The sequence below is a fragment of the Xanthomonas sp. NCPPB 2586 genome (assembly GCF_041475775.2).
GTDB lineage: Bacteria > Pseudomonadota > Gammaproteobacteria > Xanthomonadales > Xanthomonadaceae > Xanthomonas > Xanthomonas campestris.
Map to the genome: position 1 here is coordinate 1,142,530 of NZ_CM192981.1, position 24,609 is coordinate 1,167,138.

The window sequence follows — 24,609 nt, forward strand, 5'->3', positions numbered from 1 at the left end:
CGCACCGGCAGCCTGCAACGCGTCATCTGTTCCCTTGCCAGCACAGTGCGTGGTCGTCAGCGCGCTGCATGCCTGCAGCTGTTTCGATTCCCCATTCCCCATTCCCCATTCCCCATTCCCCCAACGACTTAGCGAGCTGAGCCCATGTCCATTGTCCGCATGACCGACCTCGATCTTTCCGGCAAGCGCGTGCTGATCCGCCAGGATCTCAACGTGCCGATCGACAACGGCCAGATCACCTCCGAACAGCGCATCACCGCCTCGGTGCCCACCATCAAGCTGGCGCTGGAAAAGGGCGCCGCGGTGATGGTGACCTCGCACCTGGGCCGCCCGAAGGAAGGCACCTGGAGCGAGGAAGATTCGCTGGCGCCGGTGGCCGCGCGACTGACCACCCTGCTGGGCTTGGACGTGTCGCTGGTGCGTGACTGGGTCGAGGGCGTGGACGTGGCGCCGGGCCAGGTGGTGCTGCTGGAAAATTGCCGCATGAACGTGGGCGAGGGCAAGGATGACGAAGCGCTCGCACGCAAGTACGCCGCGCTGTGCGATGTGTTTGTCATGGACGCCTTCGGCACCGCGCATCGTGCGCAGGCCTCCACGCATGGCGTGATCCGGTTCGCGCCGGTGGCAGCCGGTGGCCCGCTGCTGATGGCCGAGCTCGACGCGCTGGCCAAGGCGCTGGACAACCCGGCCAAGCCGCTGCTGGCGATCGTGGCCGGCAGCAAGGTTTCGACCAAGCTGGAACTGCTGGCCAACCTGGTCAACAAGGTGGACCAGTTGATCGTCGGCGGTGGTATCGCCAATACCTTCATCGCCGCGGCCGGCCACGATGTGGGCAAGTCACTCAGCGAACCGGACCTGATCCCGACCGCCAACCAGATCGTCGCCGATGCCAAGGCACGCGGCGCGGAGATTCCGCTGCCAACCGACGTGGTGGTGGCCAAGCAGTTCCTGCCCGATGCCGAGGCGAGCGTGAAGTCGCTCGACCAGGTGGATGCCGACGATCTGATCCTGGACATCGGCCCGCAGACTGCCGCGCACTATGCCGAACTGATTGCCAATGCCGGCACCGTGGTCTGGAACGGCCCGGTCGGCGTATTCGAGTTCGAGCCCTTCAGCCATGGCACCGAGACCCTGGCGCGTGCCATTGCCGCGTCCGAGGCGTTCTCGATCGCCGGTGGTGGTGACACGTTGGCGGCCGTGGACAAATACGCCATCGCCAAGGACGTCACCTACATCTCGACCGGCGGCGGCGCGTTCCTGGAATTTTTGGAAGGCAAGACCCTGCCGGCGGTTGCCGCGCTCGAGGCCCGCGGGCAGTGAGTGCAGCCACACTGTTCTTTGATCTGGACGGCACGCTGGTCGACTCGGAACCCGGCATCGTTGGCAGCATCGTGCATGCCTTCGACGAGGTCGGTCAGCCTCGGCCCTCGCCGCAGACGTTGCGCGCCTGGATCGGCCCGCCGCTGCGCGACAGTTTCAGCGAGCGCTTCCCCGAGGATCCGGACCTGGTGCAGCGCGCGCTGGCCGCTTATCGCGCCCGTTACGACGCGGTGGGCTGGACCGAGCTCAGCGTGTTCGACGGCATCGGCGATGTGGTCACCGGCCTGCACCGTGCCGGCCATCGACTGGCCGTGGTGACATCCAAGAACGAGCGCTACGCGCGCCGCATCGTCGAGCACCTGCCGTTCGGGGTGTGTTTCGAAGACGTCATCGGTGCCAGCGAAGATGGTGCGCGCCGCTTCAAGCCGGACCTGATCGCCGAAGCGCTGCGTCGCCTGCAGATCGACAAGACCGGCTGCGTGATGATCGGCGACCGTCGCATGGATATCGACGGTGCCAACCACCACGGCATCCACAGCATCGGCGTGTTGTGGGGCTTCGGCGACGAAGCCGAACTGCGCGCTGCCGGCGCCGGTGCGCTTGCGCACACACCAGCCGAGTTGAGGGCTGATCCGCGCCTAGCGCGGCGCGTCTTCACTGCCACCGGCGTACGGTGGCGACCCGCAGCGTGCTGCCGTCCGCGGCAACACGCTGCGAAAGCGTACGTACTGTCCCGCACTGTCTGTAAGACATGCCGGAAAAGGAGGGAGGCTATGCCGCAATGCCATCCTCGGTACGTGACGCGTGTGTTAAGTTTCGCGGCTTTTACAGGGAGGCCATCATGAAAGAACGTCAACGCCGCACCAAGATCCTCGCCACGCTGGGACCGGCCACGGATCCGCCTGGTGTGCTGGACGCCTTGTTCAAGGCGGGCGTCAACGTGGTGCGCCTCAACTTCAGCCACGGCGACCCGTCCGGCCAGGCCAAGCGCGCTGCCGAAGTGCGTGCCGCCGCCGTCCGCGTCGGCGCCGAAGTGGGCATCCTGGCCGACCTGCCGGGCCCGAAGATCCGCATCGAGCGCTTTGCCGGAGGCAAGATCAAGCTGACCATGGGCGATCGTTTCGACCTGGTGGCCGATATCAATGCGCCGGCCGGCGATCAGCATCAGGTGGGCGTGAGCTACCTGGGCCTGCCGCAGGATGTCACCGCCGGTGACGTGCTGCTGCTCGACGATGGCCTGGTGCAGCTGCAGGTCACCGACGTGCAGGGCGCGCGCATCGTCACCACCGTGCTCAACGATGGTGTGTTGTCCGACCGCAAGGGCCTCAACAAGCAGGGCGGCGGTCTGTCGCTGGGCGCGTTGACCGAGCGCGACAAGGAGCTGATCGGCATCGTGGCCAAGATCGGCGTGGACTTCATCGCGGTGTCGTTCTGCCGTAACGCGCAGGACATGCACGACGCCCGCCAGATCGCCCAGCAGCACGGCTGCGATGCGCAGTTGGTGTCCAAGATCGAGCGCACCGAAGCGATCGAGAACCTGGTCGAAATCGTCGAAGCCTCCGACGTGGTGATGGTGGCGCGTGGCGATCTGGGCGTGGAAATCGGCGATGCCGAATTGCCGGGCCTGCAGAAGAAGATCATTCGCGAGTCGCTGGCGCAGAACAAGGTGGTGATCACGGCCACCCAGATGCTGCAGTCGATGGTGGAAAGCCCGATCCCGACCCGCGCCGAAGTACTCGACGTGGCCAACGCGGTCATCGACGGCACCGATGCGGTGATGCTCTCGGCCGAAACCGCTGCCGGTGCGTATCCGGTGCGTGCAGTGGAAGCGATGGCGCGCATCTGCCTGGGCGCCGAGCACCAGTTCGAGTTCGATACCGACTTCGAAGCGGCGCAACGCAACCTGCAGCGCGCCGACCAGGCGATCGCAATGGCGACCATGTTCCTGTCCGAGCACATCGGTCTGGGCGGCGTGGTGGCGTTGACCGAATCCGGCGGCACGCCGCGTTACCTGTCGCGCTTCCGTTCCAACATGCCGATCTATGCATTCACCCGTCATGACGGCGCGCGTCGCCAGATGGCGATGATGCGTGGCGTGTTCCCGATCGGTTTCGACAGCCGTGGCCTGACCCCACGCGAAGCCGCGCGCGCAGCGATCCGCCTGCTGGTGGAGAACGAGCGCATGGGGCCTGGCGACCGCGTGGTGTTCACCAGCGGCGAGCACATGGAAACCCATGGCGCCACCAACACGCTGCGTCTGCTGGAAGTGGGCGAAGACGGCCGCGCCAGCGGTCTGGGCGAGCTGTAGAACACCTGGCGGTGTAGGCGTCGTGCATGCAGACATGTGCGACGCGCCCCACGCAGCCTGCAGTGACACGACGGCGGCCATGTGCCGCCGTCGTGCTGTGTGGCCGATGCGCATGGCTCGCTTCCCATGCCGCACCCTGTGCTGTACGTCCCCGCAGCGTGGCTGACGGACATGTGCATGCAATCTCGCGGCCCAGCTGTGGTGAGGCTGCACACGGCATGGGCCGATCAGACGTAAACGCCGCGTTTAATACCCTTCCAGGCCATTGGCGTTTGCATGCCGCGCCCGCCGCATCGACGTGAGATGCGGCATGTGGCCAAAGCGCTGCACGCCACGATGCGAGCCCTGCCACAGATCGCGCAGCACGCTGCAAGGTGTAATCGGTTGCAGGCATTCCGTGAAGGAATGTCTACGACTTTCGTCGCTATACTTTCGTTCTCCCCCGCAGCTGCCACAGGAACTACATGAGCATCGAACAGCTTGCCGAAACCGCCCAGGCCATGGTCGCCCCGGGCAAGGGCATCATCGCCATCGACGAATCGACCAGCACGATCGCCAAGCGCTTTTCCGGCGTCGGCATCGAGAACACCGAAGAAAACCGTCGTGCCTACCGCGAACTGCTGCTGACCACGCCCAAGCTGAGCGATTACATCTCCGGCGCCATCCTGTTCGACGAAACCATCCGTCAGAAGACCAAGGACGGCGTGCCGTTCGCCAAGTACATGGCCGACCACGGCATCATCCCGGGCATCAAGGTCGACAAGGGCGCGCAGCCGCTGGCCGGCATGCCGGGCGAGTTGGTGACCGAAGGTCTGGACGGCCTGCGTGCGCGTCTGGAGGAGTACTACACCCTGGGCGCGCGCTTCGCCAAGTGGCGTGCCGTCATCAACATCGGCGAAGACATTCCGTCCGGCACCTGCATCGAGGCCAATGCGCATGCGCTGGCCCGCTATGCCGCGCTGTGCCAGGAACAAGGCCTGGTGCCGATGGTGGAGCCGGAAGTGATCATGGATGGCGACCACGATATCGAGACCTGCTACGAAGTCACCGAAGCCACGCTGCGCTCGCTGTTCGGCGCGCTGTATGAGCAGAACGTCGTGCTCGAAGGCACCATCCTGAAGGCCTCGATGGTCATCTCCGGCAAGAGCTGCGAAGAGCAGGCCAGCGTCGAAGAAGTGGCCGAGTCCACCGTGATGTGCCTGAAGTCGACCGTGCCGGCAATCCTGCCGGGCATCGTGTTCCTGTCCGGCGGCCAGACCGACGAGCAGTCCACCGCGCACCTCAACGAGATGCACCAGCTGGGCAACCTGCCGTGGCCGCTGAGCTTCTCGTATGGCCGCGCGATGCAGCAGGCTGCACTGAAGCTGTGGTCCAAGGACATGACCGGCAACTACGCCAAGGCGCAGCAGATCATTTACGAGCGCGCCAAGGAAAACGGCCTGGCTGCACTGGGCAAGTGGAAGGGCTGATCCGCCTGAGGCTTGATCACGCATAGCAGGACGCCGGCCGCGAGGCCGGCGTCTTGCGTTTTGGGTTCGCCAATTTGGATGGTCGGCAGCTTTGTCGCGACGCTTGCATGTGCAGCGTGCGCCCGTCGTTGATGCGCGACCGTTGTCCGCACTGACAGACACGCGTGCGAACTACGGCACCTGCACCTGCACGCAAGGTACGTCTCAAGTAAGAATGCGCCTGCACGACGCAAGACACACCGCCGTGCCCCATCTTTAGGAAGCAGTTCGCTTGCACTCGTCTCGCTCACGCCGCAGCTGTTTCCTGCGTGCATGTGCATGGGGCAGCACAAAGTGCATCACAAGCAAGACTGTGCCGCGTACAAAGCAAGACAAGCGCCCTGCGGCGCCTGTCTGGAAGGATCACGCTTGCAGTCGTTGCACTCAGGCAGCAGCAGTTTCCTGCGTGGCGAGCGCCTGCTGGTAGGCCTTGTAGGTCGCTTCGTTATAGGCCACCAGCACGATGTGCTTGGGCACCTTGTGCGAGCGCTGCCAGTCACGGGTTTCAGTCACGGCAATGCGTGCCGCCTGGTACAGCGGGTAGCCGTAGATACCGCAGCTGATGGCCGGAAACGCAATCGAGTGCAGCATCATCTGCTCGGCCAACTTCAGCGACTGCCAATAGCAGTTGGCGAGCTGTTCCGGTTCATTGTGCTTGCCGTCGCGCCATACCGGTCCCACCGTATGGAAGATATGCCGCGCTTTCAGGTCGAAGCCATCGGTGATGCGGATTTCGCCGGTGGGGCAACGCACGCCTGGGCGCACTTCCGGCAATGCCTCGCAGGCTTCCAACAAGCGCGGGCCTGCGGCGCGATGGATCGCACCATCGACGCCACCACCGCCCAGCAGTGATTCGTTGGCCGCGTTGACGATGACATCAACGTCGAGTTGGGTGATGTCGCCTTGCCAGACTTCGATTCTCATAGCGCGATAGTTATGGGATTTGCATGATGAGCGCGTGATGGATCAGGCGCTGCGGGACGCTCACGCTACGGGCCATTCATCTCACACGATGCGACCACATGGCGGGCTGCGCCGGAGGAGTTGCAGCGTGCCAAACGCGCTGTCTGCAACGCGTCGCGATAACGATTGGTCTGGCCTATGAAAGGCATCGAAGCGGCATGCTGAAACGTGCCAGATACGACGGAAGGCAGGCATCAATGCACCGTGGGGACGTGCGGAGTTCAGGCGCTGAAAGAATGCGATGCCGGAGGGCTTACCGTGCGTCGACTGTCGGCGCCATCGCCAACAGCGCGGGCAATCGATTCGCTCAATCGGAACCGGTGTGGCGTGCGCCCGCAGGTTCAAGGCCAATGGCGAGCGCATGCGCAGTGATCGCTACGGGCGTGGCTGAAATGGCCGCGTACGCGCGCCTCTTCGAATGGGATGACAACCACGCGAAGCCGCCGCGGCAACGTGTACCGGTAGGCTCAAAGCCAGCGGCGTACGCGGGCGCAATAATCGCTGTAGGCGCGGCCGAACTCGTCGCGCAGGCGTGCTTCTTCGAACGGGATGACCAACCACTGCAAGGCCAGCCACGGTAGCGGCACCAGCGCCACCGCCCACAGCAGGCCCAGTTGCAGGCACAGGCCGATGTAGCTGAGGACCAGCGCCAGATACATCGGGTTGCGGGTGAAGCGGTACGGGCCGTCCAGCACCAGCCGCGAAGGATGGCCGCTGGGCATGATGGTGGTGCGTCGGCGCGCGAACAGGATGAAGCAGCTCACCGCCAGCGCGAGCCCGGCGCAGGCGATGACGCCGCCGGCCAGCTCGATCCACGCCAACGGCGTGGGGGCGGGCAGCGGCAGCGCAAAGGCCTGCTGTAGCCAGGCGCCCGCGCCCAGGGCAAGCGCGAAATGCGCCGGGGAGGTCATCTTCACCAGCCATGGCGCCCGCCCGCTGCGGGTATCGCTGTGTCCATACGGCCGGTTACTCACGCCTTCTCTCCCTGCGGAACAACCGCCATCGTAACGTTTCCTTGACATCGGCGGGAGGCGGCAGCGCCGCGGCGCGACGCAGATCGCAGGACACTTCATGCCAAAGGCCGCGCTGGCAGGCGCGGCCTTTGGGAAGAAACGCTGACGTCACGCTGCCTGCGATCAGGGCAGGCCGGCCAGCCAATCGTCGTCGGAGCCTTCGTTGATGTCGGCGAACAGGGGCGTGGAGAAGTAGCGCTCGCCGGTATCCGGCAGCATCGCCAGGATCACCGCGCCCGGCACCGCGGTTTCGGCCACCCGCAGGGCAGTGGAGACGGTGCCGCCGCCGGAGATGCCGGTGAAGATGCCTTCTTCCGCGGCAAGCCGCCGAGCCACGCTGATCGCGTCGGTGTCTTCCACGCTGAGGATTTCGTGGGCGATCTCGCGGTTGAGCACCTCCGGCACGAAGTCCGGGGTCCAGCCCTGGATCTTGTGCGGCTTCCAGTCCTGGCCTTGCAGCAGCGCGGCGCCGGCCGGCTCGGTGGCGGTGATGCGCACTTCCGGGCGGGCCACGCGCAGTACTTCGCCCACGCCGGTGAGGGTGCCGCCGGTGCCCCAGCCGGTCACGAAATGGTCCAGCCGGTGGCCGGCGAAGTCGCGCAGGATCTCGGCGGCGGTGGTGTTGCGGTGGTAGGCCGGATTGGCGGGGTTGGCGAACTGGCTGGCCAGGAACCAGCCATGTTGTTCGGCCAGTTCCTTGGCCTTGCGCACCATGCCGCTGCCGCGCTCGGCGGCCGGGGTCAGGATCACCTTGGCGCCGTAGGCGCGCATCAGCTTGCGGCGCTCGATCGAGAACGTTTCCACCATGGTGGCGACGAACTTGTAGCCGCGCGCGGCAGCGACCATGGCCAGCGCCACGCCGGTGTTGCCGGAGGTGGCTTCCACGATGGTGTCGCCGGGCTTGAGCAGGCCGCGTTGTTCGGCGTCCAGGATGATGGCCAGCGCCAGCCGGTCCTTGACCGATCCGCCCGGGTTGAACGACTCGACCTTGACGTACAGGGACACGTGGTCCGGGGCGAGGCGGTTGAGTTTGACCACCGGGGTGCGGCCGATGGTGTCGAGGATGTTGTCGTACAGGGCCATGGGGTCTCCGTCGGAATCAGGCTGCGTGGGCGAGTGTGGGCGCGTGGGGCGTTGCGATGGGTGAGTGCGCGGGCTTGCCGGTGAGCGGCGCGGCGCCGAACCAGTGCAGCGACTGCGACAGCGCAGCGACGTCGCCCAGGATCAACAGTGCGGGCGAGCGCACCGCATGCAAGCGCGCGGTGGCGGCCAGCTGCGACAAGGTGCCGGTGACCACGCGCTGTTCCGGGCGCGAGCCATTTTCGACCAGCGCAAATGGCGTGTCCGCGGCGCGGCCGGCCTGCAGCAGGCGCTGCTGGATGCTGTCCAGACCGGCCACGCCCATGTAGAAGGCCAGCGTCTGCCGCTCCTGGCCCAACGCGTGCCAGTCGAGCGTGTCCAGCGAATCCTTGCAGTGCGCGGTGATCAGGCGCAGCGATTGCGCATGGTCGCGGTGGGTGAGCGGGATGCCTGCGTAGGCGGCACAGGCCACTGCGGCAGTGATGCCGGGCACCACCTGGAAACCGATGCCGTGCGCGTGCAGGAATTCGAGCTCTTCGCCGCCGCGGCCAAACACGAACGGGTCGCCACCTTTCAGGCGCACCACGCGCCGCCCGGCACGCGCATGTTCGAGCATCAGCGCATGGATCTGCTCCTGCCGCGTGCTGTGGCCTTGGGCGGCTTTGCCCACTTCGATGCAGCGCGCCGCGCGCTGTGCAAGGCGCAGGATCTGCGGGCTGACCAGGCGGTCGTACAGGATCACCTCGGCCTGCCGCAGCGCGCGCACCGCATTGCGGGTGAGCAGGCCGGGGTCGCCCGGGCCGGCACCGACCAGCGCCACACTGCCGGGCGTAAGGGTGAGGCGGGGAGCCGCTGACGATGGGGCGCTGGCAGTGGAAGACACCGCAGAAGAGGCGGTGGCGGAAGCTGCTTCATGGGTCAGCAGCCGTTGCGCGCCGGCGGCGCTGCGCAGGGCAGCATTCACTGCCGGCACATCGCTGGCCGCAATGGTCAGCCAGACCGGCTGGTCCGGCAGTGCCAGCCACTGCGGGTCAAAACTGCCCACCAGCCAGCGCATCTGACCGGACTGTGCCCAGCCGCGCAACGCGGGTGTCAGTTCCGGCGCGCCCACCAGCGGCACCGCGCCGGCCTGCAGCAGGCTGGCGGTGGCGCATTCGGCAGCGCGGCCGCCGCCGACCACCAGGACGGCACGGCCACGCAGATCGGCAAGGAGCGGGAACAGGGCAGTCACGGACCGGGGCTTCGAGGGGAGGGCCAGACCGTAACGCCGGGCTTATAGCCGTCGGAAATGACTTCATGCGTCCTAAAAATAGCGTTCGGTTATAAGCTGGCCCGCCGAACTCCTCTACAGTCGAAGCCCTTGTAGCGCCTCGCGCTTTTTTGGACATAAGCCCATGACGCTGACCCAACTTCGCTACCTGGTGGCCATCGCCGATGCCGAGCTGAACATCACGCTGGCCGCGGCGCGTGTGCATGCGACCCAGCCGGGCCTGTCCAAACAGCTCAAGCAGCTGGAGGACGAACTGGGCTTTTTGCTGTTCGTGCGCAAGGGGCGCAGCCTGGATGCGGTGACCCCGGCCGGCGTGGAAGTGATCGAACGTGCCCGCGCGGTGCTGTCCGAAGCCAACAACATCCGCACCTACGCCGCCAACCAGCGCCGCGAAAGCCAGGGCCAGCTGACCTTGACCACCACCCATACCCAGGCGCGCTTCGTGTTGCCGCCCGCGGTGGCGCAGATCAAGCAGGCCTACCCGCAGGTCAGCGTGCATCTGCAGCAGGCGGCCGAGAGCGCGGCGCTGGATCTGCTCAGCCAGGGCGATGCGGACATTGCCGTGGTCAGCACCGCGGGCGGCGAGCCCACGGCCGGCATCGCGGTGCCGCTGTACCGCTGGCGCCGGTTGGTAGTCGTGCCGCACGGGCATGCACTGGACACGCGCGTGGCGCCGGACATGCAGGCGCTGTCTGCGCACCCGCTGATCAGTTACGAATCCTCCACGCGCGCCGGCTCCTCGCTGCAACGGGCGTTTGCGCAGGTGGGCCTGGAGCCGAGCATTGCGCTGACCGCGCTGGATGCGGACCTGATCAAGACCTACGTGCGTGCTGGCCTGGGCGTGGGGCTGGTGGCCGAAATGGCCGTCAGTGCCAACGACGAGGATCTGCGCGCGTGGCCGGCCCCGGCGCCGATCGCCGAGTGCATCGCCTGGGCGGTGCTGCCGCGCGACCGCGTGTTGCGCGATTACGCATTGGACCTGGTGCATGTGTTGGCACCACAGATCGACAAGCGCGACCTGCGCCGGGTGCTGGACGGCAACCAGGCGCCGAACTGGCCGCTGCCGCCGACCTGGGAAGCGCTGACCCAGACCATCACCAGCTGATGCCGGAATAAGGCCGTGTCGCTGCACGCGAACGCGTTGCGGCAGACGCGCGCGGCCGGTGGCATGCTGGCTGCCTCAACCAACGAGGTGCGCCATGACAGCAGTGCTTCGCCCGGCGCTCAGCCGCGTGTGGTCACCCGATGCGGACGGCGGCATGCAGCTGGAGCTGTGGGCGCATGTAGAGGGCCGCGACCAGACCGTGCTGACGGTGTTGGCCGATCCGCAGGACGAATCGCTGTGGGTGGGCGTGCAACTGGGCGAGGCACGTCTGCAACTGCCGTTGGTGGTCCTGCGCCAGGCACTGGAGGCCGCCGATGCCGAGGTGCATTCGGCGGCGTGGTTCGCACGCCAGGATGAGGGCGTGTCGGAGATCTAGCCGGCAAGCAGGAGGCGTTGCCTGCGGGTGTCGCGGCAGCGGGTGGAGTGATTGCGCGGCCAGTTGGCGACGATCGCATCAGGCCGCGGCGGTCCTTACGAATGCTGCACTGCAGCGCACTGGCGGATCGTAATGGCTTTCTAAATCAATGGCCTGCAAACACCGCGCTGGATCAGCACAGCCTTACTGTCGGTGATTTCCCCTCGCGCTGTCAGGGCCGCCAAGGCGGCGTCGGCCAGAGCCATCAAGTTGGGCCTGGCGATGTCGTAAACCCTTATAGCAACCATGCACGACACTCCAGGACGTCTAGGGGTGGACGGCGCAGGGCCGGCCCGGCATCCATCGCTTGGCCGGTCTGTTCGGAAGGTCGTAGAGGTTGCTGGCGCTGTCGTTCGCCATCGCGTGTTGCGCGACTTGAACGACTGGCGCACCCGGGTCCCTGGGGAGAGGCCTGGCGTGCTTGGTGGCGGATTCGGGACGGGAGCCCGGGTCCGCCATTTTTTGTTCAGGCCAGCGGAATGGTGACCGAAAAGCGCGTGCCGCCACTCGGGCGCGGGCGCACTTCGACCTGGCAGCCCAGCGTTTCGGCGGTGCGATGCACGATCCACAAGCCGATGCCCAGGCCGTCGCTGCCCGGGTCGGCCTGGCGGAACGCCTGGAACACGTCTTCGGGGTGCTCCAGATTCAAGCCGATGCCGCTGTCGATGACTTCCACCACCGCGTGGCCGGGACGGCGCCGGCAGCCCACCAGCACCTGGCCGCGTTCGGTGTACTTGACTGCATTGCCGACCAGATTGCCGATCAAGGTGGTCAGCAAGGTGGAATGGCTGCGCACGCGCAGGGAGGTGGGCACATGCCGCAGCGACAGGCACTTGTCCCTGGCCGGCTGGCGCCACACGCCGAGCACCGCGTGGATCACGTCTTCCAGCGCCAGCGGCTGCAGATCCGGGCTGGCCGACTTGCTGGCCGCCGCCAATGCGGCCAGTTCGTCCAGGCTGCGCGCCACGGTGCCGATCGCATCACGTGCGGTGACCAGGGTGGGAATGGTGTCCACGTTGGCATGCCGGCGCATCTTGTCGATGGCATAGGCGGCCGTGCGCAGGGGGGTCTTGAGATCGTGGCCGGCGATGGCCATCAGACGGCTGCGGTAACGGTTGGACTCTTCGGCGATCAACAACGCGCGGCGCAACTCCAGCTGGGCCATGGTCTGGCGCGCCAGCGCGCGCAGTGCATCGACCTGTTCGTCGGTGAGCTGGCGTGGTTGCCGGTCCAGCACGCAGACCGTGCCCAGCGGCAGGCCGTCCGGAGTCTTGAGCAGCGCACCGGCATAGAAATACAGCGGCGATTCGCCGGTCACCAGCGGGTTGCGCGAAAAGCGCGCGTCTTCGCGGGTGTCGGGCACCACCAGTACGTCGTTATCGAGCAGGGCGTGCGCGCACATCGACTTGAACAACGGTGTCTCGCGTTCGCCCATGCCACGCTCGCTCTTGAACCACTGCCGGTCCGCATCCACCAGGCTGATCAGCGCGATCGGGGTCTGGCAGATGATCGAGGCCAGCTTGGTGATGTCCTCGAAGGCGGCCTCGCGCGGGGTGTCGAGGATGCCGTAGCTGCGCAGGGCCTGCAGGCGCAAGGCCTCGCTCGGCGGCTTGGGCGCACACGGCAGGGGCTCGGCCGCTGGATCGGACAGGACAGTACTCATGCGCGCACGGGTCAAAGTGATAGGCGCCAAGCATAGGCTATGGCTGTGCCCGGATTGTGTGCACCGCAGCCCGTCCAGGCGATCGCTGCCGGTGGCGGCCGTGTGTGAAGGGTGCGACATCGCGTCGCGCACCGGCCGCGACCATCGCCGGTTGTGATGCACCGGCTTACACTCGCCGGATGCTCCGTTTTCTCCACCACCACCGCGTGTTGCAGTCGCTTGCCGTGCTGGCGGTTGCGCTGATGTTGGTGGCGCCGCTGATCAGCCGCTGGTGCCAGCTGCCACTGGCGCAGCCGATGTGCACCAGCCAGGCCGGTGACGCTGCGGCATCTGTGCATGGCGCGCACCACCCGATGCCGGGCATGGGCGCAGCGCAGCACCACGCCATGGACGCGCCCGCGTCTCATCACGCGGCGCCTGCGCAGGACGCCGGTGCGCATGCGGACGCGTGTGACTACTGCGTGCTGGCAGCGCGTCTGTTGGGCGCGCTCGCGCTGGTGGTGCTATGCCTGTTGCAACTGCGGCCAAGCAAACCCGCTGCCCCGACGCGGACGCATGCATGGCGCGCGCTGCGCTGGCCGGCGCTGGGCGCACGCGGGCCGCCGCTGCCCGCCTGAGGCTGGGCAACGCGCGAGCGCCCGCTGTTCTTTCCGTATTGGCGTGCGCCACCTGCTGGCGTGCGCGAGGCGTGCTGTGCACGCGATGGCGGCTGCCGCGCTTTCTCTTCCGTTGACCGTGCGGCCCTTGCGGGTGTCGCGTGCGGTGGCGTTGTCCGTGCACGCACGGCAAAGGGTGTGACATGCGAGTGTGGTGGTTGAAAGCGATGTGGTCCGCGCCGTCGTTGGCGATGGCATGCGGGATGGCGGGTCATGCACAGGCGCAGGACGCCGCATTGACCCTGGGCAAGGTGCAGGTGAACGCGCAGACCACGCGCGGGCAGAGTGCGGCGAGCGTGTTGAGTTCGGTGGACGTGATCGGCGGCGCGTTGCTGCACGATCAGCATGTGGACTACAGCTGGGAGCTGCTCATGCGTGCGCCCGGCGTACAGGTCACCCCGTTCCGCATGGGCACCGACGCAGGGCGGTTTTCGTTCCGCGGCTTCAATGGCGAGGGGCGGATCAATGCGGTCAAGCTGCTGATCGACGGGATTCCCAGTAACGACAATGCCGGCGGCATGCCGTACCTGGATGCGGTGTTTCCGCAGGATATTTCGGCTATCGAGATCGTGCGCGGCACCAACGATGCGCGCTACGGGCTGCATGCCATCGCCGGCAGTGTGGACGTGCTGACCCGCACCGGTGGCAACGACGGGCGACTGAGCGTGACCGCCGGCAGCTTCGGCGCGCGCGAAGTGCAGCTCGGCAAGGGTATCGAGCATGGCGCCTGGAGCCAGAATTACGTGCTGGCCTGGCGCGATTCCGACGGTTACCGCGATCACGCCGATGCACGCAAACGCAGCGTGGCCGGTAAATGGTTCTACACCGACCCGGGCGGCGCGTTTCGTGCCGGGCTGACCACCCGTTATTACGACAACCACGCACTGGAGGCCGGATATCTGGATGCGGCCAGCGCACGCGCCGCACCACGCAGCTCGCCCGCGTATGCGCAGGACGATCGTAGCGAACGCACGCTGCGCCAGACCGCGCTGCATGCGGACGGCACGCTCGGCAGTGATGCGCAGTGGAGCGCCAAGGCCTACCGCAACGCGTACCACAACCAGCGCTGGGTGCGTTTTTCCGAAGCCGGCCTGCAACAGGAGCGCGACACCGACGAGACCCACCAGGGCGTGCTGCTGCGCGGCAACTGGCAGCCGGGCTGGCAGGCGCTACCGACCACGCTGGAGGCCGGCCTGGACGCGCAATGGGAGGACAACCAGTCGCAGCGCTACCGCACCGTGGCACGCGTGCGCAGCGCGCAGTTGCGCGACTGGGATTACGACCTGCGCACGCGCGGCGCCTACGTGCAGGCCGTGCTGAAACCGACCGAGCGATTGCAACTGGTGCCCGGCTACCGCATCGACCGCGTCGATGGCGAGCTGCGGGATCTGCGCGCCGGCATCACCGCACCAAGCTACGACTACGGCACCATCAAGCAGCCCAAATTCAGTGCCAGTTACCGGCTTGCCGGGCAGAGCAGCGCCTATGCGAATTGGGGGCGCACCTTCCAGATCGGCACCGGTGATGGGGCGTACCGCCGGCAGCCGGGCAACCTGGGTCCGTCGATCAACGATGGCTGGGAAGCGGGCTTCAAGTTCGCGCCCACCGCCGTGCTCGATGGCCGGCTGGCGTATTGGGAACAACGCGCGTCCGGCGAGGTGGCCACCATTCTGGGTGTGAATGGTGTGGCCGGCGTGGGCGATGTGGCCAACGTCGGGCGTACGCTGCGGCGCGGCTGGGATGCGCAGCTCAACCTGCAGCCGGCCGAGCACTGGCGTGCGTGGCTGTCGTATTCGCGGCAGAAGGCGAGCATCGCCACGCCCGATCCCAGTGCACCGGCCACGCGCGGCCGCGAGATCGAAAACGTGCCGCATTGGCTGGCCACCGCGGGTGTGGAGTGGCAGCTCACCCCGGCGGTGCAACTCAGTGCCTGGGGCAATGCGCAGGGCGACTATTACCTGGAGCGCACCAACACGCTGGGGCGCACTGGTGGCTATGCCCTGCTCAATCTTGGCGCGCGCTGGGCCGTGGATGCGCGCAATACGGTGTCGCTGCAACTGCGTAATGCCACCGACCGCAGCTATGTCTATGCCTGGTACGACAGCGGCAGCTCGGGTTATTCGCCGGGTGACGGCCGTGCGCTGTCGCTGTCCTGGGATTGGAGTTTCTGATGTCAGTCTCTGCGACCCAGCACGTTGCCCCCGTGGCCGCTGCCGACGAGATCGCGCAAGGGCGTCGTTGGCGCGTGTACCGCGCGGTGTGGCGCTGGCATTTCTATGCGGGATTGCTGGTGCTGCCCTTCATTGCCTGGCTGGCGCTGACCGGTGCGGCATTCCTGTATCACGATGCTATCGACCGCACGGCCCATCACGCATTGAAAGTGGTGCCGGTGGGCCCGGCGCGTTTGTCGGCGCAGCAGTTGGTGGATGCCGCGCAGCGTGCGCAGGCGGGGACGGTGTTTCGCTACACCACGCCCGACCGTGCCGATGCCAGCGCCGAGATCGGCGTGCTACGCACCGATGGTGCGCGCGAGGTGGTGTACGTGGACCCGTACAGCGCGCGCGTGCTGGGCATGCTGCCCGAGCATGGCACGCTGGCCTGGACCATTCGCCGGCTGCACAGCCTGGACCTGCTCGGTCCCCTCGCGCGGGGCCTGATCGAAATGGCCGCGGGGTGGGCGATTGTGCTGGTGCTGACCGGCGTGTACCTGTGGTGGCCGCGCGGACGTCGCAGTGGGGTGGTGAGCGTGCGTGGCCGTCCCGCGCAGCGAGTGTTCTGGCGCGACCTGCATGCGGTCACCGGTGCCGGGGTTGGAGCGGTGCTGCTGTTTCTGGCCCTGACCGGCATGCCGTGGTCGTGGCTGTGGGGCGCACAGGTCAATCGCTGGGTCAACGGACACGACTTCGGTTACCCGGCCGGGCTGCGCGTGCAGTTGCCGATGTCGCAACAGCGGCTCACCGACAGCGGCGAGCCGAGCTGGTCATTGCGCCAGGCACGGCTGCCGCAATCGACGCTGCCACCTGACAGGCCGATGCCAATGCCGATGGCCATGGGCGCAGCGGATGCCATGGCACCGGCGATGGCGCATGCCGCTCATGCCGCGCATTCCGAACACAACGAACACGCTGCACATGCCGCACACGTTGCGCGTGCCTCACAAACCGATACCGCGCATGCCGAGCACGCCGCGCATGGTGGCGGCAGCGGTTTGGGCGAAGCGCCAGGTGTCGGTGCACTGGGGCTGGATGCGGCGCTGGCGCGTTTCGATGCGCGTGGCATCGCGGCCGGCTATAGCGTGGCGCTGCCGCGTGGTGCCAGCGGTGTGTATACCGCTTCGGTGTATCCGGACGATCTGCAGCGGCAGCGGGTGATCCACCTGGATCAATACAGCGGCGCGGTGTTGCTGGACATGCGCTACCGCGATTACGGACCGCTGGCGCAGGCGCTGGAATGGGGCATCAACGTGCACCTGGGCCAGCAATACGGCACCGCCAATCAACTGCTTTTGCTGCTGGCGTGTGCGGCCATCGTGTTGCTGTGTGTCAGCGCGGCGGTGATGTGGTGGAAGCGCCGCCCGGTTGGCGGTCTCGGTGTGCCGCCATTGCCGGCCGATCCGCGCACGCTGCGCGGCGTACTGGCGCTGTTGGTGCTGTGCGGGCTGCTGTTCCCGCTGATGGGCGCATCGTTACTGCTGTTGTGGGCGTTCGATCATTACTGGAGCGTGCGCAGGCTGCGGCGGTGAGGCGCTGGCCTGCGCACTGCTGCGCGCGGCTCAGATGTCTTCGTGGATGCCGCACTCGCGCTTGAGCCCAAAGAAGCGCGTGTCTTCTTCGCGCATGCCCGGCTCCCAGCGACGGGTGGTGTGGAAGTCACCGATCGACACATAGCCTTGTTCCCACAGCGGGTGATACGGCAGTGCGTGCGCCTGCAGGTATTGCCAGACGTCGCGGTCGGTCCAGTCGGCGATCGGGCTGATCTTGTAGCGGTCCCCGCGCTTCTGCACGATCGGCGTCTGCGCACGCCCACCGGACTGGCTGCGGCGTAGGCCGGTGAACCAGGTGCCGACGTTGAGTTCGTCCAGTGCGCGGCGCATCGGTTCGACCTTGCGCAGGTTGTTGTACTGGTCGATGCCCACCATGCCCTGTTCCCACAGACGGCCATGGCGTGCCTCCATCCAGGCGCGGCTGACCAGCGGGCGATACACCTGCAGGTTGAGCGAAAGGCGTTCGGTCAATGCATCGGCAAAGCGGTAGGTCTCCGGGAACAGGTAGCCGGTGTCGATCAGGATCACCGGGATGTCCGGGCGCTGCTGGGTGAGCAGGTGCAGCGTCACCGCCGACTGCGCGCCGAAGCTGGACGACAGCGCCGCCTGCTGCGGGCCGTGCTGCAGCGCCCAGGCAACGCGTTCGTCGGCGCGCAGCGTCTCCAGGTGCGCGTTGAGCGCGTCCAGGTCGTCCAGCGAAGGAGCGGCGATCGATGTGGCAGGCAGCGCGGTCATGCGAGCAATTCCAGGTCGAGATGACGGTGGGTGGGGTAGGGCGGCAGGGCGATCAGGCCGCTGCGATGCAGAAAGTCGCCGAAGCCTTCATCGGTGTGTCGGTCGCGCTCTGCTGCGTAACGGGCCAGCAGTGGCTCGAGCGCGGCGAGGATGTCGGCCTCGTTGATGTTTTCGCGGTACAGCGTGTTCAGGCGTTGGCCGCGGCGGTCGCCACCCAGCATGAGGTTGTAGCGGCCCGGTGCCTTGCCGACCAATGCGATTTCAGCCAGATACGGCCGCGAACAGCCGTTCGGGCAACCGGACAGGCGCAGCACGATCGGCGTCTGCGCCAGCCCGTGACGCTCCAGCAGCGGCTGCAGCGCTGCACTGAAATCCGGCAGATAGCGCTCGGCCTCGGCCATGGCCAGCCCGCAGGTTGGCAAGGCCACACAGGCCATTGCGCCGCGCGCCAACGCGGTGGGCGCCAGGTTGCCGGCGTCCAGTCCGTACTGCGCCACCAGTTGGTCGATCTGCGCGCGCCGGTTGGCCGGGACGCCGGCAATCACCAGGTTCTGATTGGGCGTCATGCGGAACTCGCCGACTTGCAACTGCGCGATGGCGCGCAGCCCGCTCAGGTGCGCGGCGGTGTCGGTGTCGGCAATGCGCCCGGCCGGCAGCGACAGCGTCAGATGCCAGTCGCCCTGTTCGCCCTCCACCCAGCCGTAGCGGTCGCCGTTATGCGCGAATGCAAACGGCTGCGCAGGTTGCAAGCTGAATCCCGCGCGGCGTTCGATCTCCGCCACGATGGTGTCCAGGCCGTGGTCGTCGATGGTGTACTTGAAGCGCGCGCGCTTACGCACGGCGCGATTGCCGAGGTCGCGCTGGGTGGTGACCACGGCCGTGGCGATATTCAGCAACTGATCGCGGGTGACGAAGCCGATCACGTTGGCCACGCGCGGCCAGGTCTCCGCATCGCCGTGGCTGGCGCCCATGCCGCCGCCGATGCTCACGTTGTAGCCGAGCAGCTGTCCCTCGCGCAGGATGGCGATGAAGCCCAGGTCGTTGGCGAACACGTCCACATCGTTATGCGGTGGCGCGGCAAAGCCGATCTTGAATTTGCGCGGCAGGTAGCGGTCGCCGTAGATCGGCTCGTCCTCGGCGCCTGAGCCGGACACGCGCTCTTCGTCCAGCCAGATCTCGTAATAGGCACGCGTGTTGGGCAGCAGATGCTCGGACACGCGCGCGGCATCGGCATACAGCGTGGCGTGCGCCTGCGACAGCAGCGGATTGGCCGCCACCTGCACATTGCGATTCACATCGCCGCAGGCGGCCAGCGTGTCGATCAAGGTGGCGTTGATCGCCTGCATCGTGGCCTTGAGCTCGCGCTTGATCACGCCATGGAACTGGAATGCCTGGCGCGTGGTGATGCGCAGCGAATGGTTCGCATAGCGCGTGGCGATGCCATCCAGTGCCAGCCACTGGCTGGGTGAAATTACCCCGCCCGGCGTGCGCGTGCGGATCATGAACTGATACGCCGGCTCAAGCTTTTGCCGCCGCCGCTCATCGCGGATGTCGCGGTCGTCCTGCTGGTAGCTGCCGTGGTACTTGATCAGCGTCTGATCGTCCTCGCGCAACGCCCCGGTGACCGGATCGGCCAGGCTCTGCTCCAGCGACCCGCGCAAGCGGCGGCTGGTGGATTTGATGTCTTCGACGGAGTGGGTCATGGGAATCGGGAGTCGGGAAAGGGGAATCGTGAAAAGCGGCGTGGTCGCTCGCGACAATTCGGGTGCAGGCCGTACCCATTCCCGATTCCCCACTCCCGATTCCCGGCACTAGTAGACATCGCGCGCATAGCGTCCCTCCACCTGCAGGCGGGTGAGATACGCTGCGGCCGCTTCGGCATCGAGTGCGCCGTGGGTGGCGACGATGTCCAGCAGCGCGGCGTGCACGTCCTTGCCCATGCCGATCGCGCCGCACACATACACGTGCGCGCCGCCTTGCAGCCAGGCGTAGACCTCGGCGCCGCGCGCGCGTAGGCGGTGCTGCACGTACATCTTCTCTGCCGCGTCGCGCGAGAACGCCAGTTCCAGTGCATGCAGCTCGCCGCGCTGCAGCGCCTGCTGCCATTCGGCCTGATACAGGAAGTCGGTGTTGAAGTGCTGCGCACCGAAGAACAGCCAGTTGCGTCCCTTGGCGCCGGTTTCGGCACGTTCCTGCACGAATGCGCGGAACGGTGCCACGCCGGTGCCCGGGCCGATCATCAGGATGTCGCGGTCCGGATCTGCCGGCACGCGGAAGCGCTCGTTCGGTTCGATATACACCGGCGCGGTGTCGCCTTCGGCCAGTGCCGCCAGAAATCCGCTGGCCGAGCCCACGTGCCCATGGCCGTGCGCCTGGTAATGCAGTTCATCCACCACCAGGTGCACTTCCTCGCCCACGCGCTTGCGGCTGGAGGCGATGGAATACAGGCGCGGGGTGAGCGGACGCAGGGCAGCCAGCAGGCCGCCGTGGTCCCAATCCGCCGGCCAGCGTCGCAGCACGTCGATCAACTGGTGATCGGAGAGCAGCGACGCCAGGCCGGCAGTCTGGGTCGGGGTGAGCAGCGCCTGCAGATCGTCTGCATAGGCACGCTCGGCGTGCGCAGCCAGGAAGGGCCGCGAGAGCTTGGTCAGCTCGCGCCGCGTGGCAAGCCACTCGTTCAAGGCCAGAGTGTCCTCGCCGATGGTGACCGATGCATGACCATCCAGGCGCAGGCTTTCCAGCACCGCATCGACCAAGGCAGGCGGGTTGCGGTGACGGATGCCGAGCGCATCGCCGGGCTCGTAGCTGAGCCCGCTGCCGTCCAACGAGAACTCCAGGTGGCGCACCCGCTTGATCGCCGGGCCATAGACACGGAAGCCCGGGCCCTTGAAATCGCGCCCGCTGATGATCTGGTTGGCCAGCAACTCGGCGGCGAACGGGTGCTGCTGCGACCACACCGGCGCGGCCGGCTGGCTGCGCAGCGGCGTGACCGTGGCCGATGGCTGGGCACTCTTGAGCTGCTCGCGCGCATGCCGCAGCGCATGCGTGCGCCAGGGAGCGGCGACGCTGTCGATGTCCAGGTCGGCTTCGCCGCGCGGCTGCACGCGGCTGCCGCCGAGTTCGGCCAGGCGCTCGTCGATCCGCCGCGCAATGCCGCAGAAATCGGCGTAGCTGGAATCGCCCAGGCCCAGTACTGCGTACTTGAGCTCCGGCAGCTTGGGCGCGCGGCGCCCGCTCAGGAACTCGACCAGGCCAATCGCATCATCCGGCGGATCGCCTTCGCCCTGGGTGCTGATCACCACGTACAACAGGCGTTCGCTGGCCAGCTCGCGGATGGGGTAGGCGTCGGCACGCAGCAGGCGCACGTTCACGCCGGCGGCCTCGGCCTCGGCGGCCAGCTGCTCGGCCTGCCGCCGGGCATTGCCGGTCTGGCTGCCGTACAGCACGGTCAGGCGCTGGCTCTCGTGCGCCACCGCATGCACCTGGCCACCCGGCAGTACCGCCAGCGAGCGCGGCGGGTGACCCTGCGCCAAGCCGGCGGTATACCCGGACAGCCACCACAGGGACGGGGCATCCAGACCGTCGACCAGACGCTCCAGCAGCGCCTTGCGCTCGTCGGGCAAGGGGCTGGGCGGCACGGCGGGGCTGGCGGCGGTCATTCGGTTCCAGGGAGGGCAATGGATGAACGATGTTAGGGAAGCGTTCGCTCCGCCAGAAAGGATCAGCCGTTATCGCGTTATGCCGGGTGCTTATTTCGGCCCGGCATGGGCCTGCCACACACTGCGCTGCCTTGCCCTTCCATCGGCTGGTCTCGCCGCCGATGCCAACGACACGCTGATGACCCTGCCACCCCTTTCCCATCTCGACCGTCTCGAGGCCGAGAGCATCCACATCCTGCGCGAGGTCGCCGCCGAGTTCCGTGCGCCGGTGATGCTGTATTCGGTCGGCAAGGACAGCTCGGTGCTGCTGCACCTGCTGCTCAAGGCCTTTGCCCCCTCGCCACCGCCGATCCCGCTGCTGCACGTGGATACGCGCTGGAAATTCCGCGAGATGATCGCTTTCCGCGACCGTCGCGCGGCCGAGACCGCGGTGGACCTGCGCGTGCACATCAACCCGGAAGGCGTCGCGCAGGACATCGGCCCGATCAGCCATGGCGCGGCGGTGCACACCGACGTGATGAAGACCCAGGGCCTGAAGCAGGCACTGGAGCAGGGCGGCTTCGATGCGGCGATCGGCGGGGCGCGCCGGGACGAAGAGAAATCGCGCGCCAAGGAGCGCGTGTTCTCGTTCCGCAATGCACGCCATCGCTGGGACCCGAAGAATCAGCGCCCGGAGCTGTGGAATCTCTACAACGCGCGCACCAAACCTGGCGAAAGCGTGCGCGTGTTTCCGCTGTCCAACTGGACCGAGCTGGATATCTGGCTGTACATCTACCGCGAACGCATTCCGGTGGTGCCGTTGTACTTCGCCGCGCCGCGCCCGGTGGTGCAGCGCGACGGCGCCTGGATCATGGTCGACGACGACCGCTTGCCGCTGCACCCCGGCGAAACCCCGCAACTGCGCTCGGTGCGCTTTCGCACGCTGGGCTGCTACCCGCTGACCGGCGCGATTGAATCCACCGCCGACACGCTGGAAGCGGTGATCGCCGAGATGCTGGTCAGCACCAGCTCCGAACGCCAGGGCCGCATGATCGACCACGCACCAGGCGCATCGATGGAGCAGAAGAAACTCGAGGGGTATTTCTGATGGGCAGTGAATCGGGAATCGGGAATGGGGAATCGCAACAGCAGTTCGCCGGGAACGAGATGAGGGAGGAGACCGCTTTTGCGATTCCCGATTCCCCACTCCCCAATCCCAGCGCCATCAGCACCTACCTCCAGCAGCACGAATCCAAACCGCTGCTGCGCTTCATCACCTGCGGCAGCGTGGACGATGGCAAGAGCACGCTGATCGGGCGGTTGTTGTACGACAGCAAGCGGCTGTTCGATGACCAGCTGGCCGCGCTGGAAAGCGACAGCAAGCGCCATGGCACGCAGGGCGAAGGCATCGATTACGCCTTGCTGATGGATGGGCTGGCCGCCGAGCGTGAGCAGGGCATCACCATCGATGTGGCGTACCGCTACTTCGATACCGACCAACGCAAGTTCATCGTTGCCGATTGCCCCGGGCATGAGCAGTACACGCGCAACATGGCCACCGGCGCCTCCACCGCCGATGTGGCGGTGGTGCTGGTGGATGCGCGCAAGGGCGTGCTGGTGCAGACGCGGCGGCACAGCTACATCGTCTCGTTGCTGGGCATTCGCCACGTGGTGCTGGCGGTCAACAAGATGGACCTGGTGGACTACGACGCGCAGGTGTTCGCCACCATCGTCGACAGCTACCGCGCCCTGGCGGCGCAGCTGGGCATTGCCGATGTGCAGTGCATTCCACTGTCGGCACTGGCCGGCGACAACCTGTCCAGCGCGTCCACGCGCATGCCTTGGTACCAGGGGCCGCATCTGCTGCAGCACCTGGACAGCGTGCAGCTGGAGACGCCCGATGCAGTGAGTGGGTTGCGCCTGCCGGTGCAGTGGGTCAATCGCCCCAGCGCGCAGTTCCGTGGCTATGCCGGCACCATTGCTGCCGGCCAGGTACGCACCGGCGATGCGGTGGTGGTGGTGCCGTCCGGGCGCCGCGCGCATGTGGCGAGCGTGCTGGATGCCAATGGCGTGGTCGACAGCGCACGCGCCGGGCAGGCCGTGACGCTGACCTTGCGCGAAGAGATCGACATCAGCCGCGGCGACATCATCGCCGCCGTGGACGACCCGCCGGAAGTGGCCGACCAGTTCGCCGCGCACGTGTTGTGGATGGACGATGCCGCGTTGCTGCCAGGGCGCCCGTACTGGCTCAAGATCGGCACCCGCACGGTCACCGCCAGCATCAGCGAGATCAAGCACAAGGTCGATGTGAACACGCAGGAGCGGCTGGCCGCCAAGCGGCTGGAGCTCAACGAGGTGGGCTACTGCAACCTGTCGCTGGACGAGCCGATCGCCTTTGCCCCGTATGCGCGCAACCGGGTGCTGGGCGGCTTCATCCTGATCGACCGGCAGACCAATGCCACGGTCGCGGCCGGTGCGCTGGAGTTCGCGTTGCGCCGCGCCGGCAACGTGCATTGGCAGCACCTGGATGTGGACCGCGCCGCGCGTGCGCGCATCAAGGGCCAGGCGCCACGTGTGCTGTGGTTCACCGGCCTGTCCGGTGCGGGCAAGTCCACGGTGGCCAACCTGGTGGACAAGCGCCTGCATGCGCTGGGCTATCACACCTTCATCCTGGACGGCGACAACGTGCGCCACGGGCTCAACCGCGATCTGGGCTTCACCGACGAGGACCGCGTGGAGAACATCCGCCGCGTGGCCGAGGTCGCACGGCTGATGGCCGATGCCGGGCTGATCGTGCTGGTGAGCTTCATTTCCCCGTTCCGTGCCGAACGCCAGCTGGCACGCGAGCGTTTCGACTCGGGTGAATTCGTCGAAGTGTTTGTGGACGTGCCTCTGGCGGTCGCCGAGGCACGCGACGTGAAAGGCCTCTACCGCAAGGCCCGCGCCGGGCAGATTCCCAATTTCACCGGGATCGATTCGCCGTACGAGGCGCCCGAGCGCCCGGAAATCCATCTTCACGCCGATGGTGAGAACGTAGAGGCGCTGGCGCGGCATGTCCTGGAATACCTGGGCCTGGAGCGCTGAGGGCAGGCTGCAACAACGCATTAAGCGGTGGTCAGACAGGGCAGCAGCAGGTGCATGGGCGCCGGCACGTACGCAGGTACGGGCCGCT

Annotated in this window: 18 protein-coding genes and 1 pseudogene; 11 read left to right on the top strand and 8 right to left on the bottom strand. The window is 66.9% G+C overall.

What is annotated here, in order from left to right; genetic code table 11:
• Positions 1-144: 144 nt before the first annotated feature.
• The 4 genes and pseudogenes from ACCQ09_RS04840 (at position 145) to ACCQ09_RS04855 (ending at position 5,097) form a co-directional block, all read left to right on the top strand.
• Positions 145-1,320: a phosphoglycerate kinase gene (locus tag ACCQ09_RS04840; protein ID WP_040940758.1), complete on the top strand. Its 1,176-nt coding sequence runs from the start codon at positions 145-147 to the stop codon at positions 1,318-1,320.
• Positions 1,317-1,949 (top strand): annotated as a pseudogene (locus tag ACCQ09_RS04845) (HAD family hydrolase); the annotation flags it as partial. The gene ACCQ09_RS04840 and the pseudogene ACCQ09_RS04845, both read left to right, overlap by 4 nt.
• Positions 1,950-2,161: 212 nt before the next feature.
• Positions 2,162-3,628 carry a pyruvate kinase gene (pyk, locus tag ACCQ09_RS04850; RefSeq protein WP_011038293.1) on the top strand — a complete coding sequence of 489 codons (1,467 nt, stop codon included), beginning with the start codon at positions 2,162-2,164 and terminating at the stop codon, positions 3,626-3,628.
• A gap of 464 nt (positions 3,629-4,092) precedes the next feature.
• Positions 4,093-5,097 carry a class I fructose-bisphosphate aldolase gene (locus tag ACCQ09_RS04855; protein WP_012437525.1) on the top strand — a complete coding sequence of 335 codons (1,005 nt, stop codon included), beginning with the start codon at positions 4,093-4,095 and terminating at the stop codon, positions 5,095-5,097.
• 423 nt (positions 5,098-5,520) lie between these two features.
• Here the strand turns inward: ACCQ09_RS04855 and ACCQ09_RS04860 are convergent, their stop codons facing one another.
• The 4 genes from ACCQ09_RS04860 to cobA all read right to left on the bottom strand — a co-directional run bounded on the left by ACCQ09_RS04860 (position 5,521) and on the right by cobA (position 9,423).
• Complete coding sequence (locus ACCQ09_RS04860; RefSeq protein WP_012437526.1) at positions 5,521-6,060, bottom strand: O-acetyl-ADP-ribose deacetylase; 540 nt, start codon at positions 6,058-6,060, stop codon at positions 5,521-5,523.
• Between the two features lie 506 nt (positions 6,061-6,566).
• Positions 6,567-7,073 carry a methyltransferase family protein gene (locus ACCQ09_RS04865; RefSeq protein WP_115540914.1) on the bottom strand — a complete coding sequence of 169 codons (507 nt, stop codon included), beginning with the start codon at positions 7,071-7,073 and terminating at the stop codon, positions 6,567-6,569.
• 162 nt (positions 7,074-7,235) lie between these two features.
• Positions 7,236-8,195: a cysteine synthase A gene (gene cysK / locus ACCQ09_RS04870; RefSeq protein WP_076037085.1), complete on the bottom strand. Its 960-nt coding sequence runs from the start codon at positions 8,193-8,195 to the stop codon at positions 7,236-7,238.
• Between the two features lie 16 nt (positions 8,196-8,211).
• Positions 8,212-9,423: a uroporphyrinogen-III C-methyltransferase gene (gene cobA / locus ACCQ09_RS04875; protein WP_228427701.1), complete on the bottom strand. Its 1,212-nt coding sequence runs from the start codon at positions 9,421-9,423 to the stop codon at positions 8,212-8,214.
• 163 nt (positions 9,424-9,586) lie between these two features.
• Here cobA and ACCQ09_RS04880 point away from each other — a divergent pair, with 163 nt between their 5' ends.
• Together ACCQ09_RS04880 and ACCQ09_RS04885 are read left to right on the top strand one after the other, a co-directional pair.
• A complete protein-coding gene (locus ACCQ09_RS04880) occupies positions 9,587-10,567 on the top strand; it encodes a LysR family transcriptional regulator (protein WP_040940759.1) in 981 nt (326 codons plus the stop codon).
• Positions 10,568-10,661: 94 nt separating this feature from the next.
• On the top strand, positions 10,662-10,943 hold the full coding sequence (locus ACCQ09_RS04885) for a hypothetical protein (protein ID WP_040940760.1): 282 nt from the start codon (positions 10,662-10,664) through the stop codon (positions 10,941-10,943).
• A 505-nt stretch (positions 10,944-11,448) separates the two neighbouring features.
• Here the strand turns inward: ACCQ09_RS04885 and ACCQ09_RS04890 are convergent.
• Complete coding sequence (locus ACCQ09_RS04890) at positions 11,449-12,645, bottom strand: GAF domain-containing sensor histidine kinase (RefSeq protein ID WP_029628869.1); 1,197 nt, start codon at positions 12,643-12,645, stop codon at positions 11,449-11,451.
• 179 nt (positions 12,646-12,824) lie between these two features.
• Here ACCQ09_RS04890 and ACCQ09_RS04895 point away from each other — a divergent pair, with 179 nt between their 5' ends.
• The 3 genes from ACCQ09_RS04895 (at position 12,825) to ACCQ09_RS04905 (ending at position 17,043) form a co-directional block, all read left to right on the top strand.
• The gene (locus tag ACCQ09_RS04895) at positions 12,825-13,262 is read left to right on the top strand and encodes a DUF2946 family protein (RefSeq protein ID WP_019237325.1); all 438 of its coding nucleotides are present in this window, start codon (positions 12,825-12,827) and stop codon (positions 13,260-13,262) included.
• A gap of 206 nt (positions 13,263-13,468) precedes the next feature.
• Entirely contained in the window at positions 13,469-15,472 is a 2,004-nt protein-coding gene (locus ACCQ09_RS04900; RefSeq protein WP_040940761.1) for a TonB-dependent receptor, read from the top strand.
• Positions 15,472-17,043, top strand: coding sequence for a PepSY-associated TM helix domain-containing protein (locus ACCQ09_RS04905; protein ID WP_052844648.1), 1,572 nt, complete (start codon positions 15,472-15,474; stop codon positions 17,041-17,043). The genes ACCQ09_RS04900 and ACCQ09_RS04905 overlap by 1 nt, the downstream gene beginning before the upstream one ends.
• Positions 17,044-17,073: 30 nt before the next feature.
• On the opposite strand, the gene ACCQ09_RS04910 is transcribed toward ACCQ09_RS04905, so the two are convergent.
• The 3 genes from ACCQ09_RS04910 to ACCQ09_RS04920 all read right to left on the bottom strand — a co-directional run bounded on the left by ACCQ09_RS04910 (position 17,074) and on the right by ACCQ09_RS04920 (position 21,458).
• Entirely contained in the window at positions 17,074-17,799 is a 726-nt protein-coding gene (locus ACCQ09_RS04910) for a phosphoadenylyl-sulfate reductase (RefSeq protein WP_011038282.1), read from the bottom strand.
• Positions 17,796-19,502, bottom strand: a complete 1,707-nt coding sequence (gene cysI / locus ACCQ09_RS04915) for an assimilatory sulfite reductase (NADPH) hemoprotein subunit (protein WP_040940763.1) — start codon at positions 19,500-19,502, stop codon at positions 17,796-17,798. The genes ACCQ09_RS04910 and cysI overlap by 4 nt, the downstream gene beginning before the upstream one ends.
• A 108-nt stretch (positions 19,503-19,610) precedes the next feature.
• Positions 19,611-21,458 carry an assimilatory sulfite reductase (NADPH) flavoprotein subunit gene (locus ACCQ09_RS04920; protein WP_228427699.1) on the bottom strand — a complete coding sequence of 616 codons (1,848 nt, stop codon included), beginning with the start codon at positions 21,456-21,458 and terminating at the stop codon, positions 19,611-19,613.
• 178 nt (positions 21,459-21,636) lie between these two features.
• On the opposite strand from ACCQ09_RS04920, the gene cysD reads away from it, so the two are divergent.
• Both cysD and cysN read left to right on the top strand, forming a co-directional pair.
• Positions 21,637-22,545 (top strand): sulfate adenylyltransferase subunit CysD, encoded by a 909-nt coding sequence (gene cysD / locus ACCQ09_RS04925; RefSeq protein WP_011038279.1) that lies wholly within the window; start codon positions 21,637-21,639, stop codon positions 22,543-22,545.
• A 59-nt stretch (positions 22,546-22,604) separates the two neighbouring features.
• The gene (cysN, locus tag ACCQ09_RS04930; RefSeq protein ID WP_197708527.1) at positions 22,605-24,521 is read left to right on the top strand and encodes a sulfate adenylyltransferase subunit CysN; all 1,917 of its coding nucleotides are present in this window, start codon (positions 22,605-22,607) and stop codon (positions 24,519-24,521) included.
• Positions 24,522-24,609: the final 88 nt, after the last annotated feature.